General features: G+C 40.4%; 22 protein-coding genes. 9 read left to right on the top strand and 13 right to left on the bottom strand.

Annotated elements, in window-relative coordinates:
* Nucleotides 1–96 precede the first annotated feature (96 nt).
* Both AC0L6R_RS22585 and AC0L6R_RS22580 read right to left on the bottom strand, forming a co-directional pair.
* Entirely contained in the window at nucleotides 97–435 is a 339-nt protein-coding gene (locus AC0L6R_RS22585; protein WP_473273245.1) for a hypothetical protein, read from the bottom strand.
* Between the two features lie 59 nt (nucleotides 436–494).
* A complete protein-coding gene (locus tag AC0L6R_RS22580; RefSeq protein ID WP_473273252.1) occupies nucleotides 495–749 on the bottom strand; it encodes an SDR family NAD(P)-dependent oxidoreductase in 255 nt (84 codons plus the stop codon).
* 126 nt (nucleotides 750–875) lie between these two features.
* Here AC0L6R_RS22580 and AC0L6R_RS22575 point away from each other — a divergent pair, with 126 nt between their 5' ends.
* Nucleotides 876–1124 carry a hypothetical protein gene (locus AC0L6R_RS22575; protein WP_473273244.1) on the top strand — a complete coding sequence of 83 codons (249 nt, stop codon included), beginning with the start codon at nucleotides 876–878 and terminating at the stop codon, nucleotides 1122–1124.
* 408 nt (nucleotides 1125–1532) lie between these two features.
* Here AC0L6R_RS22575 and AC0L6R_RS22570 read toward each other — a convergent pair whose 3' ends face one another.
* A complete protein-coding gene (locus tag AC0L6R_RS22570; RefSeq protein ID WP_473273243.1) occupies nucleotides 1533–1730 on the bottom strand; it encodes a hypothetical protein in 198 nt (65 codons plus the stop codon).
* A 653-nt stretch (nucleotides 1731–2383) separates the two neighbouring features.
* Complete coding sequence (locus tag AC0L6R_RS22565; RefSeq protein WP_473273242.1) at nucleotides 2384–2548, bottom strand: hypothetical protein; 165 nt, start codon at nucleotides 2546–2548, stop codon at nucleotides 2384–2386.
* Nucleotides 2549–3353: 805 nt separating this feature from the next.
* Here AC0L6R_RS22565 and AC0L6R_RS22560 point away from each other — a divergent pair.
* From AC0L6R_RS22560 to AC0L6R_RS22525, 8 genes are all read left to right on the top strand, one after another.
* Nucleotides 3354–4196: a hypothetical protein gene (locus AC0L6R_RS22560; protein ID WP_473273241.1), complete on the top strand. Its 843-nt coding sequence runs from the start codon at nucleotides 3354–3356 to the stop codon at nucleotides 4194–4196.
* Between the two features lie 101 nt (nucleotides 4197–4297).
* Nucleotides 4298–5032, top strand: coding sequence for a subclass B1 metallo-beta-lactamase (bla, locus tag AC0L6R_RS22555; RefSeq protein WP_473273240.1), 735 nt, complete (start codon nucleotides 4298–4300; stop codon nucleotides 5030–5032).
* 96 nt (nucleotides 5033–5128) lie between these two features.
* The gene (locus AC0L6R_RS22550; RefSeq protein WP_473273239.1) at nucleotides 5129–5269 is read left to right on the top strand and encodes an SDR family NAD(P)-dependent oxidoreductase; all 141 of its coding nucleotides are present in this window, start codon (nucleotides 5129–5131) and stop codon (nucleotides 5267–5269) included.
* Between the two features lie 28 nt (nucleotides 5270–5297).
* Nucleotides 5298–5852, top strand: coding sequence for an SDR family NAD(P)-dependent oxidoreductase (locus AC0L6R_RS22545; RefSeq protein WP_473273238.1), 555 nt, complete (start codon nucleotides 5298–5300; stop codon nucleotides 5850–5852).
* 339 nt (nucleotides 5853–6191) lie between these two features.
* Nucleotides 6192–6857 (top strand): NAD(P)/FAD-dependent oxidoreductase, encoded by a 666-nt coding sequence (locus tag AC0L6R_RS22540; RefSeq protein WP_473273237.1) that lies wholly within the window; start codon nucleotides 6192–6194, stop codon nucleotides 6855–6857.
* 227 nt (nucleotides 6858–7084) lie between these two features.
* Entirely contained in the window at nucleotides 7085–7282 is a 198-nt protein-coding gene (locus AC0L6R_RS22535; protein ID WP_473273236.1) for a hypothetical protein, read from the top strand.
* A gap of 8 nt (nucleotides 7283–7290) precedes the next feature.
* Nucleotides 7291–8292 carry a parallel beta-helix domain-containing protein gene (locus AC0L6R_RS22530; RefSeq protein ID WP_473273251.1) on the top strand — a complete coding sequence of 334 codons (1002 nt, stop codon included), beginning with the start codon at nucleotides 7291–7293 and terminating at the stop codon, nucleotides 8290–8292.
* A gap of 84 nt (nucleotides 8293–8376) precedes the next feature.
* Nucleotides 8377–9477, top strand: a complete 1101-nt coding sequence (locus AC0L6R_RS22525) for an SO2930 family diheme c-type cytochrome (protein WP_473273235.1) — start codon at nucleotides 8377–8379, stop codon at nucleotides 9475–9477.
* A 258-nt stretch (nucleotides 9478–9735) separates the two neighbouring features.
* On the opposite strand, the gene AC0L6R_RS22520 is transcribed toward AC0L6R_RS22525, so the two are convergent.
* The 9 genes from AC0L6R_RS22520 to AC0L6R_RS22480 form a co-directional block, all read right to left on the bottom strand.
* Nucleotides 9736–10266: a porin family protein gene (locus AC0L6R_RS22520; RefSeq protein ID WP_473273250.1), complete on the bottom strand. Its 531-nt coding sequence runs from the start codon at nucleotides 10264–10266 to the stop codon at nucleotides 9736–9738.
* Nucleotides 10167–10394: a hypothetical protein gene (locus tag AC0L6R_RS22515; protein WP_473273234.1), complete on the bottom strand. Its 228-nt coding sequence runs from the start codon at nucleotides 10392–10394 to the stop codon at nucleotides 10167–10169. Before AC0L6R_RS22515 ends, AC0L6R_RS22520 begins: the two co-directional genes overlap by 100 nt.
* Before the next feature lie 3 nt (nucleotides 10395–10397).
* Nucleotides 10398–11468: an alanine racemase gene (locus tag AC0L6R_RS22510; protein WP_283413762.1), complete on the bottom strand. Its 1071-nt coding sequence runs from the start codon at nucleotides 11466–11468 to the stop codon at nucleotides 10398–10400.
* 1 nt (nucleotide 11469) lies between these two features.
* Nucleotides 11470–11910, bottom strand: coding sequence for a GNAT family N-acetyltransferase (locus tag AC0L6R_RS22505; RefSeq protein ID WP_283413761.1), 441 nt, complete (start codon nucleotides 11908–11910; stop codon nucleotides 11470–11472).
* Nucleotides 11907–13343: a sodium:solute symporter family protein gene (locus AC0L6R_RS22500; RefSeq protein WP_473273233.1), complete on the bottom strand. Its 1437-nt coding sequence runs from the start codon at nucleotides 13341–13343 to the stop codon at nucleotides 11907–11909. The genes AC0L6R_RS22505 and AC0L6R_RS22500 overlap by 4 nt, the downstream gene beginning before the upstream one ends.
* Nucleotides 13344–13716: 373 nt before the next feature.
* Nucleotides 13717–14595 carry an FAD-dependent oxidoreductase gene (locus AC0L6R_RS22495; RefSeq protein ID WP_473273249.1) on the bottom strand — a complete coding sequence of 293 codons (879 nt, stop codon included), beginning with the start codon at nucleotides 14593–14595 and terminating at the stop codon, nucleotides 13717–13719.
* Nucleotides 14596–14610: 15 nt separating this feature from the next.
* Complete coding sequence (locus tag AC0L6R_RS22490; protein ID WP_473273232.1) at nucleotides 14611–15447, bottom strand: FAD-dependent oxidoreductase; 837 nt, start codon at nucleotides 15445–15447, stop codon at nucleotides 14611–14613.
* 327 nt (nucleotides 15448–15774) lie between these two features.
* Complete coding sequence (locus tag AC0L6R_RS22485) at nucleotides 15775–16311, bottom strand: hypothetical protein (RefSeq protein WP_473273231.1); 537 nt, start codon at nucleotides 16309–16311, stop codon at nucleotides 15775–15777.
* Nucleotides 16312–16556: 245 nt separating this feature from the next.
* Nucleotides 16557–17135, bottom strand: a complete 579-nt coding sequence (locus tag AC0L6R_RS22480) for a hypothetical protein (protein WP_473273230.1) — start codon at nucleotides 17133–17135, stop codon at nucleotides 16557–16559.
* Nucleotides 17136–17203 lie beyond the last annotated feature (68 nt).

Raw genomic sequence — 17203 nt, 5'->3', positions numbered from 1 at the left:
ATATCCATGGCAGCAGGAGCAATGGATGACAGAAAATGCCCCAACATGCTTCTAAACCTGGGATTGGCGGGTCCTCTTTTATTCCACTAGCGAAAATCAGCTTTTTACCTTCAAATAGTTCTCCTTTTCCGGTTTTGATTTCAAAACCTGAACGGAGTTTTTTCCCTCGACTGCCATTCCATCAAGAAAAGTTACGGTATCATATTTTGCTACCTGATCTTTACCTATAATTGAGATTTCGGCGGGAGTACTTCCATCCTGTGTTAAAAAATTATGGGAGTGAGGAGTTTGGCGATTGCACGGTTTGCCCGCGTCGATGACCAAAACTTTTCGGAGAGATCTGCCTAGTGTCATCTGCAGCAGAAAGACCTGAATAACTATAATTATTACATTCCGCTTGAAAAGTTGTTGATGGTAAGGTAAAAAAGCTTTCATTTATGCAATAATGTTGCATAAATTAAAGCTTAAAATTTATTTATAAAACCCTGTCTTTCTTATGGATTCGTTGACCAGAACTCCACGTTTTTCACCAAAGCTCTTTTTGGAAGTTTCAAATGTGAAATGAGAAAATCCGCGAAATCTTCGGGTTGCAATACCTTGTCCGGATTCCCATCTGTCAGGTTATTGTCCATAACTAGGTCAGTAGCTATGGTACTTGGGCTGATGCTGAATACACGGATGTCTGATTTTCTGACTTCCATCATCAATGATTCTGTCAATCCGTTCAACCCAAATTTGGAAGCATGTATGCACTTGTCATCGCATTTCCTTTTTGCCCAGCAGTAGAGGATACGTTAACTATATCACCGGATTTAAGCATTCCTAAAAAGAACTTCGTGGATCACATAATAAACCCCGAAATAAGTTAACGATATTTGGAATCTAGGAATTTCCCAAACTTGCCAGTTCCGGCGTTATTCACCAAAATATCAGGGACTTCTAATTCTGAGATCAGTGATGCAGATGGTTTGATGCTAGAAAAATCTGACCGATCAGCGACAGCAATCGCAACTTTCAATGAGGAGTCGATTGAGGCGACTTCTTCCTTAACCTGTGTTTCTGATGCTCTGGATAATCAGATGAACTCCTTCATTTGCCAGCGCCAAAACAATTGCTTTTCCTAATCCTTTTCCTGCGCCAGCTGATCAGCGTCATCTTTTCCTTGTAGTGATTGCATGGTTTTGTGTTAATCAATATAAGACAGAAAACAGTGCAGGATTCGAGTTCAGCGGGAGGGATATTTCTTTTTAGGAACCTAAATGTTCGAGTTATCTCCTTCTAAACATCTCTTCCGTATAATCCAGCAATTCCTACCAATTTTGCCATGCCCTGGAAATTACAATAATAATTTCCGGAAAAGTTGATTTAACTTTTAGCACTGTGGCTGACCATTTGCCGACGTTAGCATTCTTCTAAATTGCCATTTCCGGCTCCTAGCGCTTTGATCTACAGCCTCCGAAAAGCACCTTGTCGGAAGGAACATAGGACACAAAATTGTTTTTGGTGTGCCCTTCCCCTGAGAAATTGATTTATCACGTTAACTTTGTCTCTTTGAAATGAATTGCAGGAAGCGGATATCCTGCATTTTTTGCCAATGCTATGGTTGCAGAGGCATAGGATGGGATTTTTCTGGAGTGAAACTTGTTGTCTTCCCAAGCAATCCCAATGGAAATGTGTAGACTCATCTCCTTGACTGCTGTTTTCTGATCGTTTTCAAGCCAGTTAATCAATTCTAAAAATGCTCATTGGCTGGCGTGTCAAAAACCAGTGTCTTCATTGATAACGATCATCCCATTGCAGGCAACTTCTCCAAAATCATCGGTATTTAGGTAGCTAATATGAACAAAGGTGTTTGATCTGTTCGATTTGTAGAGTCTCGGATTTGTAGACAAAAGAGTTTTCTTGGGCAAAAGCGAGATCCGGAAAAACAATAGGAAGAAAAAGACAAAGGATTTCATTGATTTGAAAGCAATAAGTGAAAGTAAATGACATGTTTATTCAAAACAAAATCCCAGCCTATTTTCATAAACTGGGATTGGTAGAGCCTATTTCATTAAATATTATTTTCTCAGCGTTTCCAAATAACTAACCAAGTCCACCAGTTCAGTTTTTTCAATAGAACTGGAAATTTAGGCATCAGTGATTCTTCCAACTGGGTGACACTCTTGATTCACCAGCTTGTAAATCTTCTGCTCGGCTGATCCTACCAATTTCCACTACTAGATCATTTTCTGTTTCTAGAATTGATGATGCAGGTAAACTCTGTTCCGTCTTTCATTTTAAACAAGTTGAGTTTCATATCCAAAACCCATTCCTTCGGATGGATTGATGATGGCATTAAATAGCCCTTCTTTGGATAATTTATCTCCTTTGGATAGGCCTGTCAATCAATTCCTTTGTCGGCAATTTTATGACAGGCCAGACAATAAGTGTCTGCAATGAGCAGTCCTTTTTCTACGTCTCCTTGTTGAGCTAGAAGCTTCGGCAAATCAACCGTTGCGTTTGAAGATGATTCTCCAAATTTCTCATTGGCTGCGGATAATTCCATTCCAAGAAGATAGAAGGATTTTCTGCGCTATAGGAAGCACATCAGCTGGGATCTTATCCGCTTTTGCCAATTCTAATAAATAATGGCCAGAATTATACCCTTTTGCAGCTTCCATCGCAGCAGTCCTCATATCCAAAGAGTGAGATTCATTGAGATAAACTTGGCCAAGAGTTTTGCCATTTCCTCATTATCTATTACTCCAAATTCTCAATCGAAGCCCACCGCTTTTTTTTCAGAAGGATTAGCAAAGTACTTCTCTATTTCTCCCATTCCATACAAGGCAGCAAAACTATTTCTGCTGCTCATTGGAAATGCTGACTATTCTCAGACTGGGTACATTAAGTTTTTGCAACCTGACTTTTTGATCCAACTGATATTTGCTTACGATATCTAAAAAATCCCGGTCATCTGCGAGACCTCCGGAGTATTTTTTTCGCAAGGAGCCACTTTTCATTCTGGCGAAGCTGGGTCAAAAAGAAATCTGTCTAAGGATAACTAGTTGATCCTCTTCAGGAGCATTTGCTAAGAGTGATTTAAGGGTTTTGTTTTTGGCCGTAACAATCAATCTTTTTATCGATCACTTGATTTTCAGTCAACTGAGGCCAAAAACAAAACCCTTAAATCACTCTTAGCAAATGCTCCTGAAGAGGATCAACTCATTATCCTTAGACAGATTACTTTTGACCCAGCTTCGCCAGATCGAGAGATTCTCACTCTTGCAAAAAATACTGCCGGAAGTATCGCAGATGACCGGGATTTTTTAGATATCGTAAGCAAATATCAGTTGAGAGATCAAAAAGTCAGGTTGGAAAAGCTAATCTACCAGTCTGAGAATAGTCAGCATTCCCAAATGGCGGCAAATAGTTTTGCTGCCTTGTATGGAATGGGAGAAATAGAGAAGTACTTTGCTAATCCTTCTGAAAAAAAAGCGGTGGCTTCGATTGAGAAATTTGGAGTAATAGATAATGAGGAAATGGCAAAACTCTTGGCCGAAGTTTATCTCAATGAATCTCACTCTTTGGATATGAGGACTGCTGCGATGGAAGCTGCAAAAGGGTATAATTCTGAGCCGTATTTATTAGAATTGGCAAAAGCGGATAAGATCCCAGCTGATGTGCTTCCTATAGCGCAGAAAATCCTTCTATCTTCTTGGAATGGAACTATCCGGGCCGAAGCCAATGAGAAATTTGGAGAATCATCTTCAAACGCAACGGTTGATTTGCCGAAGCTTCTAGCTCAACAAGGAGACGTAGAAAAAGGACTGCTCATTGCAGACACTTATTGTCTGGCCTGTCATAAAATTGCCGACAAAGGAATTGATTTTGGACCAGGCCTATCCGAAATTGGAGATAAATTATCCAAAGAAGGGCTATTTAATGCCATCATCAATCCATCCGAAGGAATGGGTTTTGGATATGAAACTCAACTTGTTAAAATGAAAGACGGAACAGAGTTTACCTGCATCATCAATTCTAAAACAGAAAATGATCTAGTAGTGAAATTGGTAGGATCAGCCGAGCAGAAGATTTACAAGCTGGTGGATATCGAGAGTGTCACCCAGTTGGAAGAATCACTGATGCCTAAATTTCCACTATCAGAAACTGAACTGGTGGACTTGGTTAGTTATTTGGAAACGCTGAGAAAATAATATTTAATGAAATAGGCTCTACCAATCCCAGTTTATGAAAATAGGCTGGGATTTTGTTTTGAATAAACATGTCATTTACTTTCACTTATTGCTTTCAATCAATGAAATCCTTTGTCTTTTTCTTCCTATTGTTTTTCCGGATCTCAGTTCTTTTTGCCCAAGAAAACTCTTTTGTCTACAAATCCGAGACTCTACAAATCGAACAGATCAGCCCAAACACCTTTGTTCATATTAGCTACCTAAATACCGATGATTTTGGAAAAGTGGCCTGCAATGGGATGATCGTTATCAATGAAGGGGAAGCACTGGTTTTTGACACGCCAGCCAATGAGGAAGCAAGTTTAGAATTGATTAACTGGCTTGAAAACGATCAGAAAACAGTAGTCAAGGGAGTAGTTGCTACACATTTCCATTGGGATTGCTTGGGAGGGCTGGACGAGTTTCACTCCAGAAAAATCCCATCCTATGCCTCTGACCAAACCATAGCATTGGCAAAAAATGCAGGATATCCGCTTCCTCAAATTGGTTTCAAAAAGAGACTTAATCTTCAAGCTGGAAAAATTAACGTGATAAATCAATTTCTGGGGGAAGGGCACACCAAAGACAATTTTGTGTCCTATGTTCCTTCCGACAAGGTGCTTTTCGGAGGCTGTATGATCAAAGCGCTAGGAGCCGGAAATGGCAATTTAGAAGATGCTAACGTCGGCAAATGGTCAGCCACAGTGCTAAAAGTTAAATCAACTTTTCCGGAAATTATTATTGTGATTCCAGGGCATGGCAAAATTGGTGGGACGGAATTGCTGGATTATACGGAAGAGATGTTTGAGAAGAAATAACTCGAACATTTTAAGATTGTAAAAAGAAATATCCCTCCCGCTGAACTCAAATCCCTGCCAGCTGTTTTTGTATCTTATATTGATTAACACAAAACCATGCAATCACTACAAGGAAAAGTAGCGCTGATCACTGGCGCAGGAAAAGGATTAGGAAAAGCAATTGCTTTGGCGCTGGCAAATGAAGGAGTTCATCTGGCGATATTATCCAGTGACAGAATCAGATTTATTACAGGTTAAGGAAGAAGTCGCCTCAATCGACTCCTCATTGAAAGTTGCGATTGCTGTCGCTGATCAGTCAGATTTTTCTAGCATCAAAACCGCTATTGCATCACTGATCTCAGAAGTTGGAGTTCCTGATATTTTGGTGAATAACGCCGGAACTGGCAAGTTTGGGAAATTCCTAGATCTGGAAGTAAGCGAATGGGAAAATATCGTTAAGGTGAATCTATTCGGGGTTTATTATGTGATCCACGAAGTTCTTCCAGGAATGCTTGAGAGAAAATCCGGTGATATAGTTAACGTATCCTCTACTGCTGGGCAAAAAGGAAATGCGATGACAAGTGCATACAGTGCTTCCAAATTTGGGTTGAACGGATTGACAGAATCATTGATGATGGAAGTCAGAAAATCAGACATCCGTGTATTCAGCATGAGCCCAAGTACCATAGCTACTGACCTAGCTATGGACAATAACCTGACAGATGGGAATCCGGACAAGGTATTGCAACCCGAAGATTTCGCAGATTTGCTCATTTCACATTTGAAACTTCCAAAAAGAGCTTTGGTGAAAAACGTGGAGTTCTGGTCAACGAATCCATAAGAAAGACAGGGTTTTATAAATAAATTTTAAGCTTTAATTTATGCAACATTATTGCATAAATGAAAGCTTTTTTTACCTTTGCCCATACAACAACTTTTCAAGCGGAATGAGCACATTCGATGTAATAATTATAGGTGGAAGTTATTCAGGTCTTTCTGCTGCTATGACACTAGGCAGATCTCTCCGAAAAGTTTTGGTCATCGACGCGGGCAAACCGTGCAATCGCCAAACTCCTCACTCCCATAATTTTTTAACACAGGATGGAAGTACTCCGCCGAAATCTCAATTATAGGTAAAGATCAGGTAGCAAAATATGATACCGTAACTTTTCTTGATGGAATGGCAGTCGAGGGAAAAAAGACTCATTCAGGTTTTGAAATCAAAACCGGAAAAGGAGAACTATTTGAAGGTAAAAAGCTGATTTTCGCTAGTGGAATAAAAGACATTCTTCCGCCAATCCCAGGTTTAGAAGCATGTTGGGGCATTTCTGTCATCCATTGTCCATACTGCCATGGATATGAAGTTAGAAACCAATGCACGGGTATTTTGGCAAATGGAGAATTCGGTTTTGAGTTTGGTAAAATGATAACCAATTGGACCAAAGATTTGACATTGTTCACCAACGGAAAATCTACGCTCACCAAAGAACAAAAATCTTCACTTGAGTCCAAAAATGTCAAAATCCTCGATACCGAAATTGAAGAAATCCAGCATCAGGAAGGGCAAATTCAATGTATCAAATTGGCAGATGGGAGCTTAGTTTCCGTGAAAGCATTATATGCCAAACCCGATTTTGAACAAAATTCTTCAATCCTTGCATCCCTTGGCTGTGACCTGAAAAGCAATGGATATTTGGAAGTAGACCAGCTTCAAAAAACGACTGTTCCAGGAGTTTTTGCTTGTGGAGACAATACCAACATGTTCAGATCAGTGGCATTTGCGGTATCATCTGGAACCATGGCTGGTGCAGCTTGTAATAAGGAATTGATTGACGAAGAATTTTAGAACTACCAAAAATTCATACAAAGCTTACGCATTTAACAGTAGTTCTCAGATTACTAAAGCAGTGCTTCGATAAACGAATAATCATGGTCAATTCCTGTGGCACAAGCATTATTTGATTGCTTTATTGATTATTAACAAGTCATAATTCTATTTTTTGACAAAAGTCAAGGCATAAGCTTCCCCATGTCCTTAGCTTTGAAGGAATTATTTCAATCAATTAACGTCCCATGAAACTACTTGGATACCTCGCACTTGTTAGCATTACTATTATTGGATTTAGCTGCAGCAGCTCTTCTAATGAACAGACTTTTGACAGTTCTGAACTTCCTAGAATGACTCAGGAGCAAACGGAAAAAGTCATTGAAGATTTTATCATGGCTGAGGATGGGGCGACGATTGAGATCCCTGCGGATTCTATGAGTTAAATACTCAGCTGATTATTGACAATAAGTCAAATATCACAATCAAAGGAGCTGGGCTGATGGAAACAGTTCTCTCCTTTAAAAACCTTACTACGGGAGGTGAAGGCATCAAGCTAGTTGGAAATAATATCACAATCCAAGATCTCACAGTAGAGGATGCGCCTGGTGATGGAGTCAAAGTGCAGCATACAGATGGAATTACTTTTCGTCGGATCAACGTCACTTGGACAAACGGCGATAAGTCCAAAAACGGTACATACGCGATCTATCCAGTGCAATGCAAGAACGTGATGATAGACGAGGTAATCGCTTCTCACTCCCGGGATGCAGGAATCTATGTAGGTCAGTCTGAAAATATCGTTGTAAAGAACTCTCTTGCCTTCGGAAATGTGGCTGGAATAGAAATCGAAAACTGTGACAATGCAGAGGTTTTTGGAAATGTAGCACGTGATAATGCTGGCGGAATTCTGGTTTTCAACCTTCCAGGCTTGCCAAAAGCAGATGGAGTTAAAACAAAAATCTACGACAACGACATCATCGAAAACAACCATGAAAACTTTGCGACTGCCACTGGTGAAGGAGCAAATGGCAATACCGTAACGATGATTCCTCCCGGATCTGGCGTTATTCTTTTGGCAGCAAAAGAAGTGGAAATATACAATAACCGCATCCTTCGCAACAAGACTACGGGGGTGGCTATTGCCAGCTATCAAATCACTGGTTTCCCAAGCGAAGCCCCAAACTGGTCACCTTTTACCAGCGACATTTACATTCATGACAATGAATATGACCGTACAAAAGGTTTCCCAGATCTAAGCAGGGAACTTGGGCAGTTGATTAGTATCTATAATGCCCATGGCAAAGCCAAAACACAGGACATTATTTACGATGGCATTTGGGATGAGTCGATCAGCAAGGATATCTCCACCAATCCTATGAACATATGTCTGTCAGAGAAAAATATGAATGACCTTCTTTTCACTAGGTTTGATCTTAGCGAAGGAGACGCATAATATCAAAGCTTTTGCAGATGTGACCCCATTTCAAAATTGCTCTGCTCCAGTAAAAACCAATGTTGCCTCTTTAGCTGAAATGTAATGAGAAGTAGTTCCATTTTCTGGGGAGTCCACCTTTTCCTAGCGATCACGATTTTCATGGTTGCCTGCAAAACCGAGCCCAAAATCAATAACGAAGATCCTGTGCCCGAAAAAGAATTGGCAGATGGGAATTACCCCTATGGAAGGCTTTCGACCTACGGATTCTTTACAGGAGAGTTAAATGAGTTATCTCCAATAAAAGACGTGCTTCCTTACAAACCTGCCTCTTCGCTTTTTACTGACTACGCACTCAAAAGTCGCTATATTTTCTTTCCGGAGGGAGAAAAAGCCACTTTGACCTCAAATGAGTTTGATTTTCCAAAAGGCACCATTTTAATCAAGAATTTTTATTATCCAGTAGACTTCAGAAAACCTGAAGGTATCCGAAGAATTATTGTAAAGACCAGGTTACTTATCAATGAAAAGAATGGTTGGGTAGCCTATCCATACATCTGGAATGAAAGTCAGACGGAAGCAATCCTAAAAGTAGTAGGAGGACAAATGGAGGTTTCATTCACCGATGCTACAGGGAAAGACCAGGTAATCAATTACATCGTTCCTAACAAGAACCAGTGTAAAACATGCCACAATAAGAATGAGACTCTGGCTCCAATTGGCGTAAAAGTTCAGCATCTAAATAATGAGATGGAATACACTTCAGGAGAGTCAAATCAACTCGCTCATTGGACAGAACTGGGAAAACTAGAAGGTTTTGAGGGGAAGAACGCTCATCCTGCCATGATCAATTACGAGGACAAAAACCTTCCTCTGAATGACAGGGCAATGGCATATTTGGATATTAATTGCTCACATTGTCACAGCGCAGAAGGCCCTGCCAGTACCTCTGGGCTTTTTCTTACTTACGATCAAACGGATCCAAGAAAACTTGGAATTAATAAAATCCCCGTTGCTGCGGGCAATGGCGCAGGAACATTTGATTTTGACATCGTTCCAGGCAAGGCAGATGAATCCATTATTACCCATCGTATGAATTCCACGGAAGTTGGGATCGCAATGCCTGAACTTGGTAGAACGACTGTCCACAAAGAAGGTGTTCAGCTGATCAAGGATTGGATGAATGGGATGAAGGAAGCCCGATAAACTATGGCAGATGCAGGGAACCCGTTGACTATAAAAATTTTTAAATGCTTTTCTATCTTCTTAGTATAAGACAGAAAATTCATCGACGGCAAATCGGACGGAGGAGAAGTAGCACTTCTCTCACACCGACCGCACTGAACATTTCCTATTCCAAAGCTGCGAACTCTACGTCCCCTTTTTGATCTTTTCGGTTAAAAATCACCAAAAAAAATGCCTCCGATTTAAAGTCGGAGGCATTTTACATTACTAAATTATTCCTTAGAAAGTATAGCCAGCGGATAATTTGAATCCTCTGTTGTACACATCTGCATCACTATCCTTGAAAATCGGAGTTAACCCCAAATCATAAGATGCCTGTACATTAAATCCTTTGGGTAGATTATATCCTACACCCATCGCTACTCCAAAGTCTGTTTCTTTGATCGCATCAGAGTCATAGGAAATCGTGTTCCCAAAGAAATCACCCTCAAATTTTGAATTAAGCAAAAATGAAATCTGAGGACCTGCGAAAATATTAAATCCTTCCGCAGGATATAATCTAAATAGAACCGGAACATCCACATAGCCTAAAATTGCGCGACTATCTGCAAAGTCATCATTTTGAGTTCCTTTCACAGAGTAATACACACCTGGCTCAAGAGCTAGACGATCCGTCATAAATAACATTGTGTATCCACCTACATGGAACCCTACACGATTGGTGTAATCATTTTCGGAAACATCATCCCCGCTAAAATTGAAAAGGCTGGCTCCACCTCGAACTCCAAATCCACCTGCTTTTCTGAGGATTGTGCTTGAGAAAGTTGGACCATTCCTAGTCCAAGGGCGATAAATAACACTACTTTTTCATAGTCAAATACTGGTTGGTTTTCCCAACTGTATTCCCACGACCATGCCAAATGATTTTTCAGAACCAATTTCTAGATAACTTTCTTGTCTATGTAATCCGAATTTAGCAGGCTAAGTGCACCCATATACTTCATATCGAAATTCAAGGTATCACCAACTTTATACCCCTGCGGGTTTTCGCCCAAATTGATAATTAACATATCAGAACTACCTCCCAAAATCTCGTAATTCCCATCAGCAGGAATTAGGTATTTTGGATCTACATCCAGCAAACCTATATCGATGATTGCTCTAAAAGAACTTTGTCCATACAGCGTTTCATCTATCTCAGCAGTCTCTCCTTGTGGGTTAGCTGCCAGATTACCAACGGGTAAAAGCGGCTTTTCCTGCATTTCAATGATTTCCGCATGCAGTTCAAAAACATCCCCGTTCATTCCCTCGATGACTTTTTCCTCAAACAAATCAAGACCAAAATATAAGGTCTCTCCTACCCTGAAATGATTGATTCCTTTCGGTAATTGGTGAGTCAGCATCAATGGAATGGTGACTGATGTACCAGCAGAAACCCAAGGTATTTTCTTGTTGAATTTTAGCTCAATAATCTGCTTGTAGAGTGACAGCTGTATGAGCTTATCGGTGGATGGCATTACCCCATTTAGGCAATTCAAATTCGTCCCTAAGCCTATGATTTCAATGTTTGGAAGGTGGAAGATTTGGGAATAAAATTCCACTAATCGCTCACCCATTACTCCTTCGCGAAGATCTCCCGTCTCCACCATGATGATAATCTTGTGTTTCTTATCCTGCTTCACGGCTTCCTGACTGATCCAACGGATAGTTTCCAACTCACTATTCAAACTGACGTCAGCAAACTGAACCATTTTACGCACGTATCTTTTGGATACAGGCTTGATGTAAACAGTCTGTAGATTGGGATCTAGTCCTTTGGCAATTTCCAGATTACCTATCCTGCTATCGTGAACCTCCTTTACACCAAGATCTATTAGTTCCTGGAGAAAAAGTTTGTTACCACAAAGCAATTTGGATACGACACCCCAGGAGATGTCGCTTTTTGCAAAGGTCTTTTTGAGAAACTCAAAGTTCTCTTTGAGCTTAGCTCTATTTAATGTCAGGTAAGCCATTTCACTTAGTCAACCTCATTTCAAGGTACTTGTTTGTAAAGCCGATTCTTTCATACAATTTCTTCGCAGGATTGTCTGGTTCCACGTGCAAAGCGATAGAGCCATTAGCCATTTTAATAGCCATATCCATGATTTTTCCGCCTATTCCTTTACCTCTTTGGGCTGCATCTACGGCAATATAAACCAGGATATTTTCAGGAATATAACCCGACATACCTGTTTTATTCATGATAAGTGCACCTAGGATTTTATCATTCTCCCTCGCCATTACTACAAAACCACCGGCATGTAGACTTTGGTCTAAGGCATAGTCCAGACACTTCATAATATCTTCCTTTGGATCACCATATTGACCGAGGTGGACAAAAAGGAAATCTGCGATCTCATTTTTTTGTAAATAAGTCGCATTATCAATAGTAGATAGAGTTTCTAGTTTGATCATATAGATTTTAACTTTGAACTGTTATTTTTTTCGAAATAAATCACTGACAAAAACGTCAGCAAAGAGAGCGTGAGCCCAAATAAATTGGAATCTAAGCCAAAAGGAAGTGCCACTTCGGTTATAATCAAACCTGCAGTCAAGGAACCTCCCGTAATCATAGATGCAGTGGCTGCTTTTGCACTGGTCTGATTGAAAAACAAACCTGCCAGCACCGGCACTAAAAGCCCAGAAACCATAAAAGCATAGGAATATAGCATCAAACTCAAAACTTCCGTCATCTGCCAAGCAATAATAATTGCTACTATTCCAATTGCCAAAGTGAGCAACTGGGAGATTTTCATCTCTTCTTTAAGAGATTTTGAAGTGTAATATTTTCCAAGAATGTCGGTAGTCAGGTTTCCCGAGGCTGCCATCAGACAGGAATCTGCCGTAGAAAGCACTGCTGAAAAATAGGCTGACATCATCAATCCTAAAATACCAGCTGGTAAGATCTGGCTCAGCAAAACCGGAAGCCCCATTTCCGGATCCATCGCGGTGGTAAACCCCTCCAATGCACCCTGCTCTACGGCTACTCTGGATAGTAAACCCAAAGAAACCCCTAAAAGTGCCATAATAGGCCATTCAAATAGTCCGGCGATAAACCAAGCCTTCTTTGCAGACTTTACATCACGCGCGGCAAAAATCCGCTGATAAAGCGTCATACCCACAAACCAAATCGGGATAATCGTGATCCCCCAATTCGCAAGATCCTGCCAAGTCAAATTAGTAAATGAGAAAAACTCCTGGGGCAAAGTGCTCTGAATACCATCCCAGCCACCTACATAATTGTAAGAAATAGGGATTCCGATAAACATCAAACCTGCCATCAAAACAATCCATTGTATCGTATCGGTATAAATAACAGCCTTCAGTCCACCCATCACGGTATACACAACCGCAACTGCACCCATGATCAAAAGCGCATAGGAAAGATCAAGCTCTTCGAAAGTTCCTGAAGCGAGCTTGGCACCTGCCAATAATTGTGAGGAAGTAAAACCAAGATATCCGAGAAAGCAGATTACGGCTGCAACTTTGGCGGTGGTGGAATTGTATAGATGACCGATGATCTGTGGAAAGGTAAAAAACTTAGCAAATGCTGGGTCGGACTTTACTCGTGGAATCAATACTACTGCTGCGAGCCAAGCGCCCAAAAGTCCTGTAAAAAGCATCCAGGAACCAGACATTCCCATCACAAATCCCAAGCCACCAAGCCCAATGGAGAAACCTCCTCCTACGTCAGTCGCTACAACCGAAAGCCCGATATGCCAATGGCCGATATTCCTTCCGCCCACATAGTAATCCTCCTGACCTGAGTTCTTCTTCATGTAAAAATACCCCACTCCCAGCATAGCCAGCATGTAGGCGACAAAGATCCCCAGATCTATATAACTCATATCTAATTTGTATTTGTGACAAAATCTTCTTAAAATATAATTTTTCAAAGTTAAGCATAAAGGCTCACATTCAAAATTTTAATTGGTTTTAAGAGGTGTTTTGATCTTTCAGTGCAATTACGAATTGGAATAGTATAAAAAAACGTACAGCCAACTTAAAATCGCCAAACCGAAAAAGCCGACTCTCACCGGCTTTTTTCATTCTTTATCAACTCATTTTTCAATTAGACATTTTCTCTTTTCACAGAAGCAGAGAATTACTCCATGTCAATTAAAGCGATAGTACCAAGGCGATTCCCTAATGTCCAAATATACTGTGGCATGTTTAGGGACTTAACAGGAACCGAAAAGCGTGTTCAACTTTCAGTATTTATCATTCCAAAATTTGACCTAAACGGATCAATTCCTCTCTAATCTTGGTATAATCTATATTTTGAACCGGCTTAATTTCATCAACCGCCATACTGGCAATTACTGCCGAACTTTGACCAAGAACCATAAAAACAGGCTCCATACGAATTGATCCAAATGCAATATGCGATGCACTAAGGGAGACTGGAACCAGTAGGTTAGTACATTCCTCTTTTTTCGGAACAATAGAGCGATAACTAATTGGAAAAGGAGCCTTTACATGAGCCTCTACATTGCCCTCATTGGATACAAACCCATCGGAATTCACATAACGCTTCACATGATGGGAATCCATCCCATAGGCTGCCATTCCAATTGGATCACTCACCACCTCCATTCCTTCGCAGTTTTTTTGAGTCATTACATAGTCACTGATCATGCGTCTAGCTTCCCTAATGTACAGCTGTTGCTGCCAGCCGTCTTCACGCTCATATTCATCTTTGCAAGTTCCCCACTGGGACACCTTCTCTCTTACTTTAGCTGGAATACGGGGATGATAAGCTAAAGTCCACATGAGACCTTGCTGATAGTGTCGATGGCGCTCTACAATTTCTTCACGTTCTTCATAGGAAGCTTCGGGATAGTCCCAGTTTTGACCTATAAAATCCGTTGAAAACCCCTTTTGATTGTTCGTGTCAGTTTTTCGGTTGGGCATTGCTGAATTTATCCAAGGTACCAAGGGATCACCATACGAATACATCCCTTCTATAGGACCATCTGCCGCTTCATAATTACGAAAAAGTAATTCATAATCCAGCTCCTTGTAATTCTCAGGTTTGGCAAATGGTATTCGATTGTCTGGATGGTCAGTCAGCGTCATTCGGAAGCAATAAGCCTGAATGCGATTATCTCCTTCTCAATCTATTCCAGGTCCACCTCCGGTAATAAAAGGAAGGAGGCCACTCTTAGGATCTCCTTTGACTATGTAAGGATCTACACCCTTGATGAAGTTATGGTAAACACTATTATTTGAAACTGATCCCAGGAGCGTTTCACTCTTATCGTTGGCTTGTACACCATTCAACGTTTCTCCATATTTAGAATTAGCCTCTCTGCCTACCGTATAAGACACGCCCGCACTTGCCAAAAGATCCCCTTCATAGGTCGCATCTATAAAAACTTTCCCTTTGTAGGTTTCTCCCGATTCCATAGTAATGGAAGTAATTTCCCCTTCGACTTTGGCAACGCCTGTAGCTCTATCAAGCCGCTGCTTATAGATGATGGTAATAGCCAGATTTTCAAGCATATTATGATAAACTTTCAGCGCTGCGGAAGGCTCAAAAGTCCACATCGCATCTTCATCCTTGCCTGAGCGAGTTTGCCCCCCATCTACATAGTCAGATCTAGCTTGCCACACCCAGTTGGTGGAATCCTGGTAATGAGATTTTATATTTCTGTAAAATTCCCGTGCTATTCCCCCAACTACCTGCTTATTCCCAATATCAGTCTGTCCAAGACCGCCAGTGGTAAGCCCGCCTAAACGAGTACTCGGTTCAATAAGTATGACAGACTTCCCCATTCTTGCCGCTTGAATGGCAGCAGATAGGCCCGCAGAAGTTCCTCCGTAAATCACAATATCTGCTGACTTAGCACTCGCGCTAGCGTCATCAACTATACTGCTTTTGTTAGTACAAGAGGCAAAACCACATATCACTAAGAGAAGAATGGCAGATGTTATTTTTGATAGTTTCATTTATACTACTATTGAAATCCATTTATGTTTTCGCTAAAATACTGAATGTACAAGCCAAACCTACTAGTTGCGCGAATGCTCAGCCAATACTATACAGCCTCGCGAAATGCCAACTATGCTCCGAGTAATTTTCGGGTCTGTCGCTGTTGAACCACTAAGTCTGGCGCTAAATGAATTTCAACTTGTATATTTCTTTGATGAAAGCTACTTGTTAGAGTTAATTGGCTGGATTCATCGTAAAGGTGAGGATCCAGATGATTTTAATGCGGATTGGAAGTCAGGAAAATTGCTAGTAACGTTTGGCTATGAGCAGATGGGCTTCATAAGTTACTTACCTGTCAGCTTAGACCAAAGTTTTTTAAAAGTATTATAGTTTTGTTTATCACTATCCGCCCGCTTGCTAATATGTATTTTTGGCGCCAGAAGTTCTTCTTTTTTTAATATTCCGTTCCAGTTAACTGTAACTCGCTCAGTCGGCACATTTTGGTTAGATTCGAGTTTTTCACCTTCATTGTCCAAGCTTATTACAGCACTCATTTTATCTTCTGGATTGTCTTTATAATACCTGAATGCTTTAATTATTTTCTCTCCTTTCTTTTCTAGTCCGATGACTATTTCCCCGCTTATTAGCTCTTTAATGCTTGTCAAGGCAAGTTGTATAGCTTTTTGTCTTTTTGTGTCTTCATCTTTATCATCATAAATATAGGTCTCATAGTGATGATGATCAAAGTCGGTGAATATGGTGATTTCTTGGTCGTTAATGTCAAAAACTACATCTCCAAATTCAGAATTGTCGGGTGAGACTGAGAAACAAAAGTTGTCAGGATGCATTAAAGGCTCTCTAAACTCAATTCTGTTCTTCAAGTCGGGAAACCATTTTCTGAATAGTCGTAAACAGTCCTTTTGTAATTGGTTTGTGGGTCTATATTTCGGGTTGTCTTTCAAGTCTTTATTCAATTGGCGCCAACGGTTCGGGTATCAAACGTAGGGCATTCGAAGCACGTAACTGTCCGCCCGAAACCAAGCTTGCTACAAGTGCAAAAGTTGCAAGTAAAAGTCCACCCGACACCGACATAAGCTATATGCGTTGTTGTGGGTTTGTTATTTTTCTATTTTTTAAATTCCTCAGGTGTCCAGCATCTCATGTACATAGACTCAATTTCTACTTTTGGATAAAAGACGGTATAAAATGTGTGTCCTCCGTCAAAGCATTCGTCAGTTCCATGTTTTTCAGGGTTTGAGTTCCAGTTTTCACCTTTCTGTATCTGGCTTTTCAATTCAATAATGTCTGAATACTTATAAGTCATAGGTGCCATGGAATTTTTTAAAAAAGACTCAGATGTCCTCTGATATATGTTTTCAGTTATTTGTTTTTGGTAAGTTACTATAGAGTCTCCAGAATAAATTTGAATTAAATATGCTGGACAGCCGAAACAGATGTAGTCATAGTTCTCGGTCAATATTAAGGTGTCTCGCGGGTTTTTATTTATTATTTCACTCAGTTCATTTTCATATTGAGCTCTATATTGTTTTTGAATTTTCAATTCATTTGTCATTCCTGTCGCTGTTTTAAATGGCGAAATCTTAATGGATTGTCTTTGACTTTTGTCAATTTCCTTATTTAGCTTAGTTGTCGTTGAGCAACCAAGAGAAAATAAAGTCAATATAACCATACAGAGTTTTCTCATCGAGTCGTTTTACAATAACCTACAACGGGGTTCAGCTTGGAGACGGCGGGCATTCGGATCCGTATTAT

The sequence above is a fragment of the Algoriphagus sp. 10J20-15 genome, from assembly GCF_055809615.1.
Note: the sequence above shows the minus strand (reverse complement) of the source record. Positions and strands in the feature narration are given on the sequence as shown.

Coding starts and splice junctions, on each gene's coding strand:
- AC0L6R_RS22585 (WP_473273245.1), bottom strand. CDS start 435: ATGAAAGCTTTTTTACCTTACCATCAACAACTTTTCAAGCGGAATGTA.
- AC0L6R_RS22565 (WP_473273242.1), bottom strand. CDS start 2,548: ATGGAATTATCCGCAGCCAATGAGAAATTTGGAGAATCATCTTCAAAC.
- bla (WP_473273240.1), top strand. CDS start 4,298: ATGAAATCCTTTGTCTTTTTCTTCCTATTGTTTTTCCGGATCTCAGTT.
- AC0L6R_RS22550 (WP_473273239.1), top strand. CDS start 5,129: ATGCAATCACTACAAGGAAAAGTAGCGCTGATCACTGGCGCAGGAAAA.
- AC0L6R_RS22540 (WP_473273237.1), top strand. CDS start 6,192: ATGGCAGTCGAGGGAAAAAAGACTCATTCAGGTTTTGAAATCAAAACC.
- AC0L6R_RS22535 (WP_473273236.1), top strand. CDS start 7,085: ATGAAACTACTTGGATACCTCGCACTTGTTAGCATTACTATTATTGGA.
- AC0L6R_RS22525 (WP_473273235.1), top strand. CDS start 8,377: ATGAGAAGTAGTTCCATTTTCTGGGGAGTCCACCTTTTCCTAGCGATC.
- AC0L6R_RS22510 (WP_283413762.1), bottom strand. CDS start 11,468: ATGGCTTACCTGACATTAAATAGAGCTAAGCTCAAAGAGAACTTTGAG.
- AC0L6R_RS22505 (WP_283413761.1), bottom strand. CDS start 11,910: ATGATCAAACTAGAAACTCTATCTACTATTGATAATGCGACTTATTTA.
- AC0L6R_RS22500 (WP_473273233.1), bottom strand. CDS start 13,343: ATGAGTTATATAGATCTGGGGATCTTTGTCGCCTACATGCTGGCTATG.
- AC0L6R_RS22490 (WP_473273232.1), bottom strand. CDS start 15,447: ATGAAACTATCAAAAATAACATCTGCCATTCTTCTCTTAGTGATATGT.
- AC0L6R_RS22480 (WP_473273230.1), bottom strand. CDS start 17,135: ATGAGAAAACTCTGTATGGTTATATTGACTTTATTTTCTCTTGGTTGC.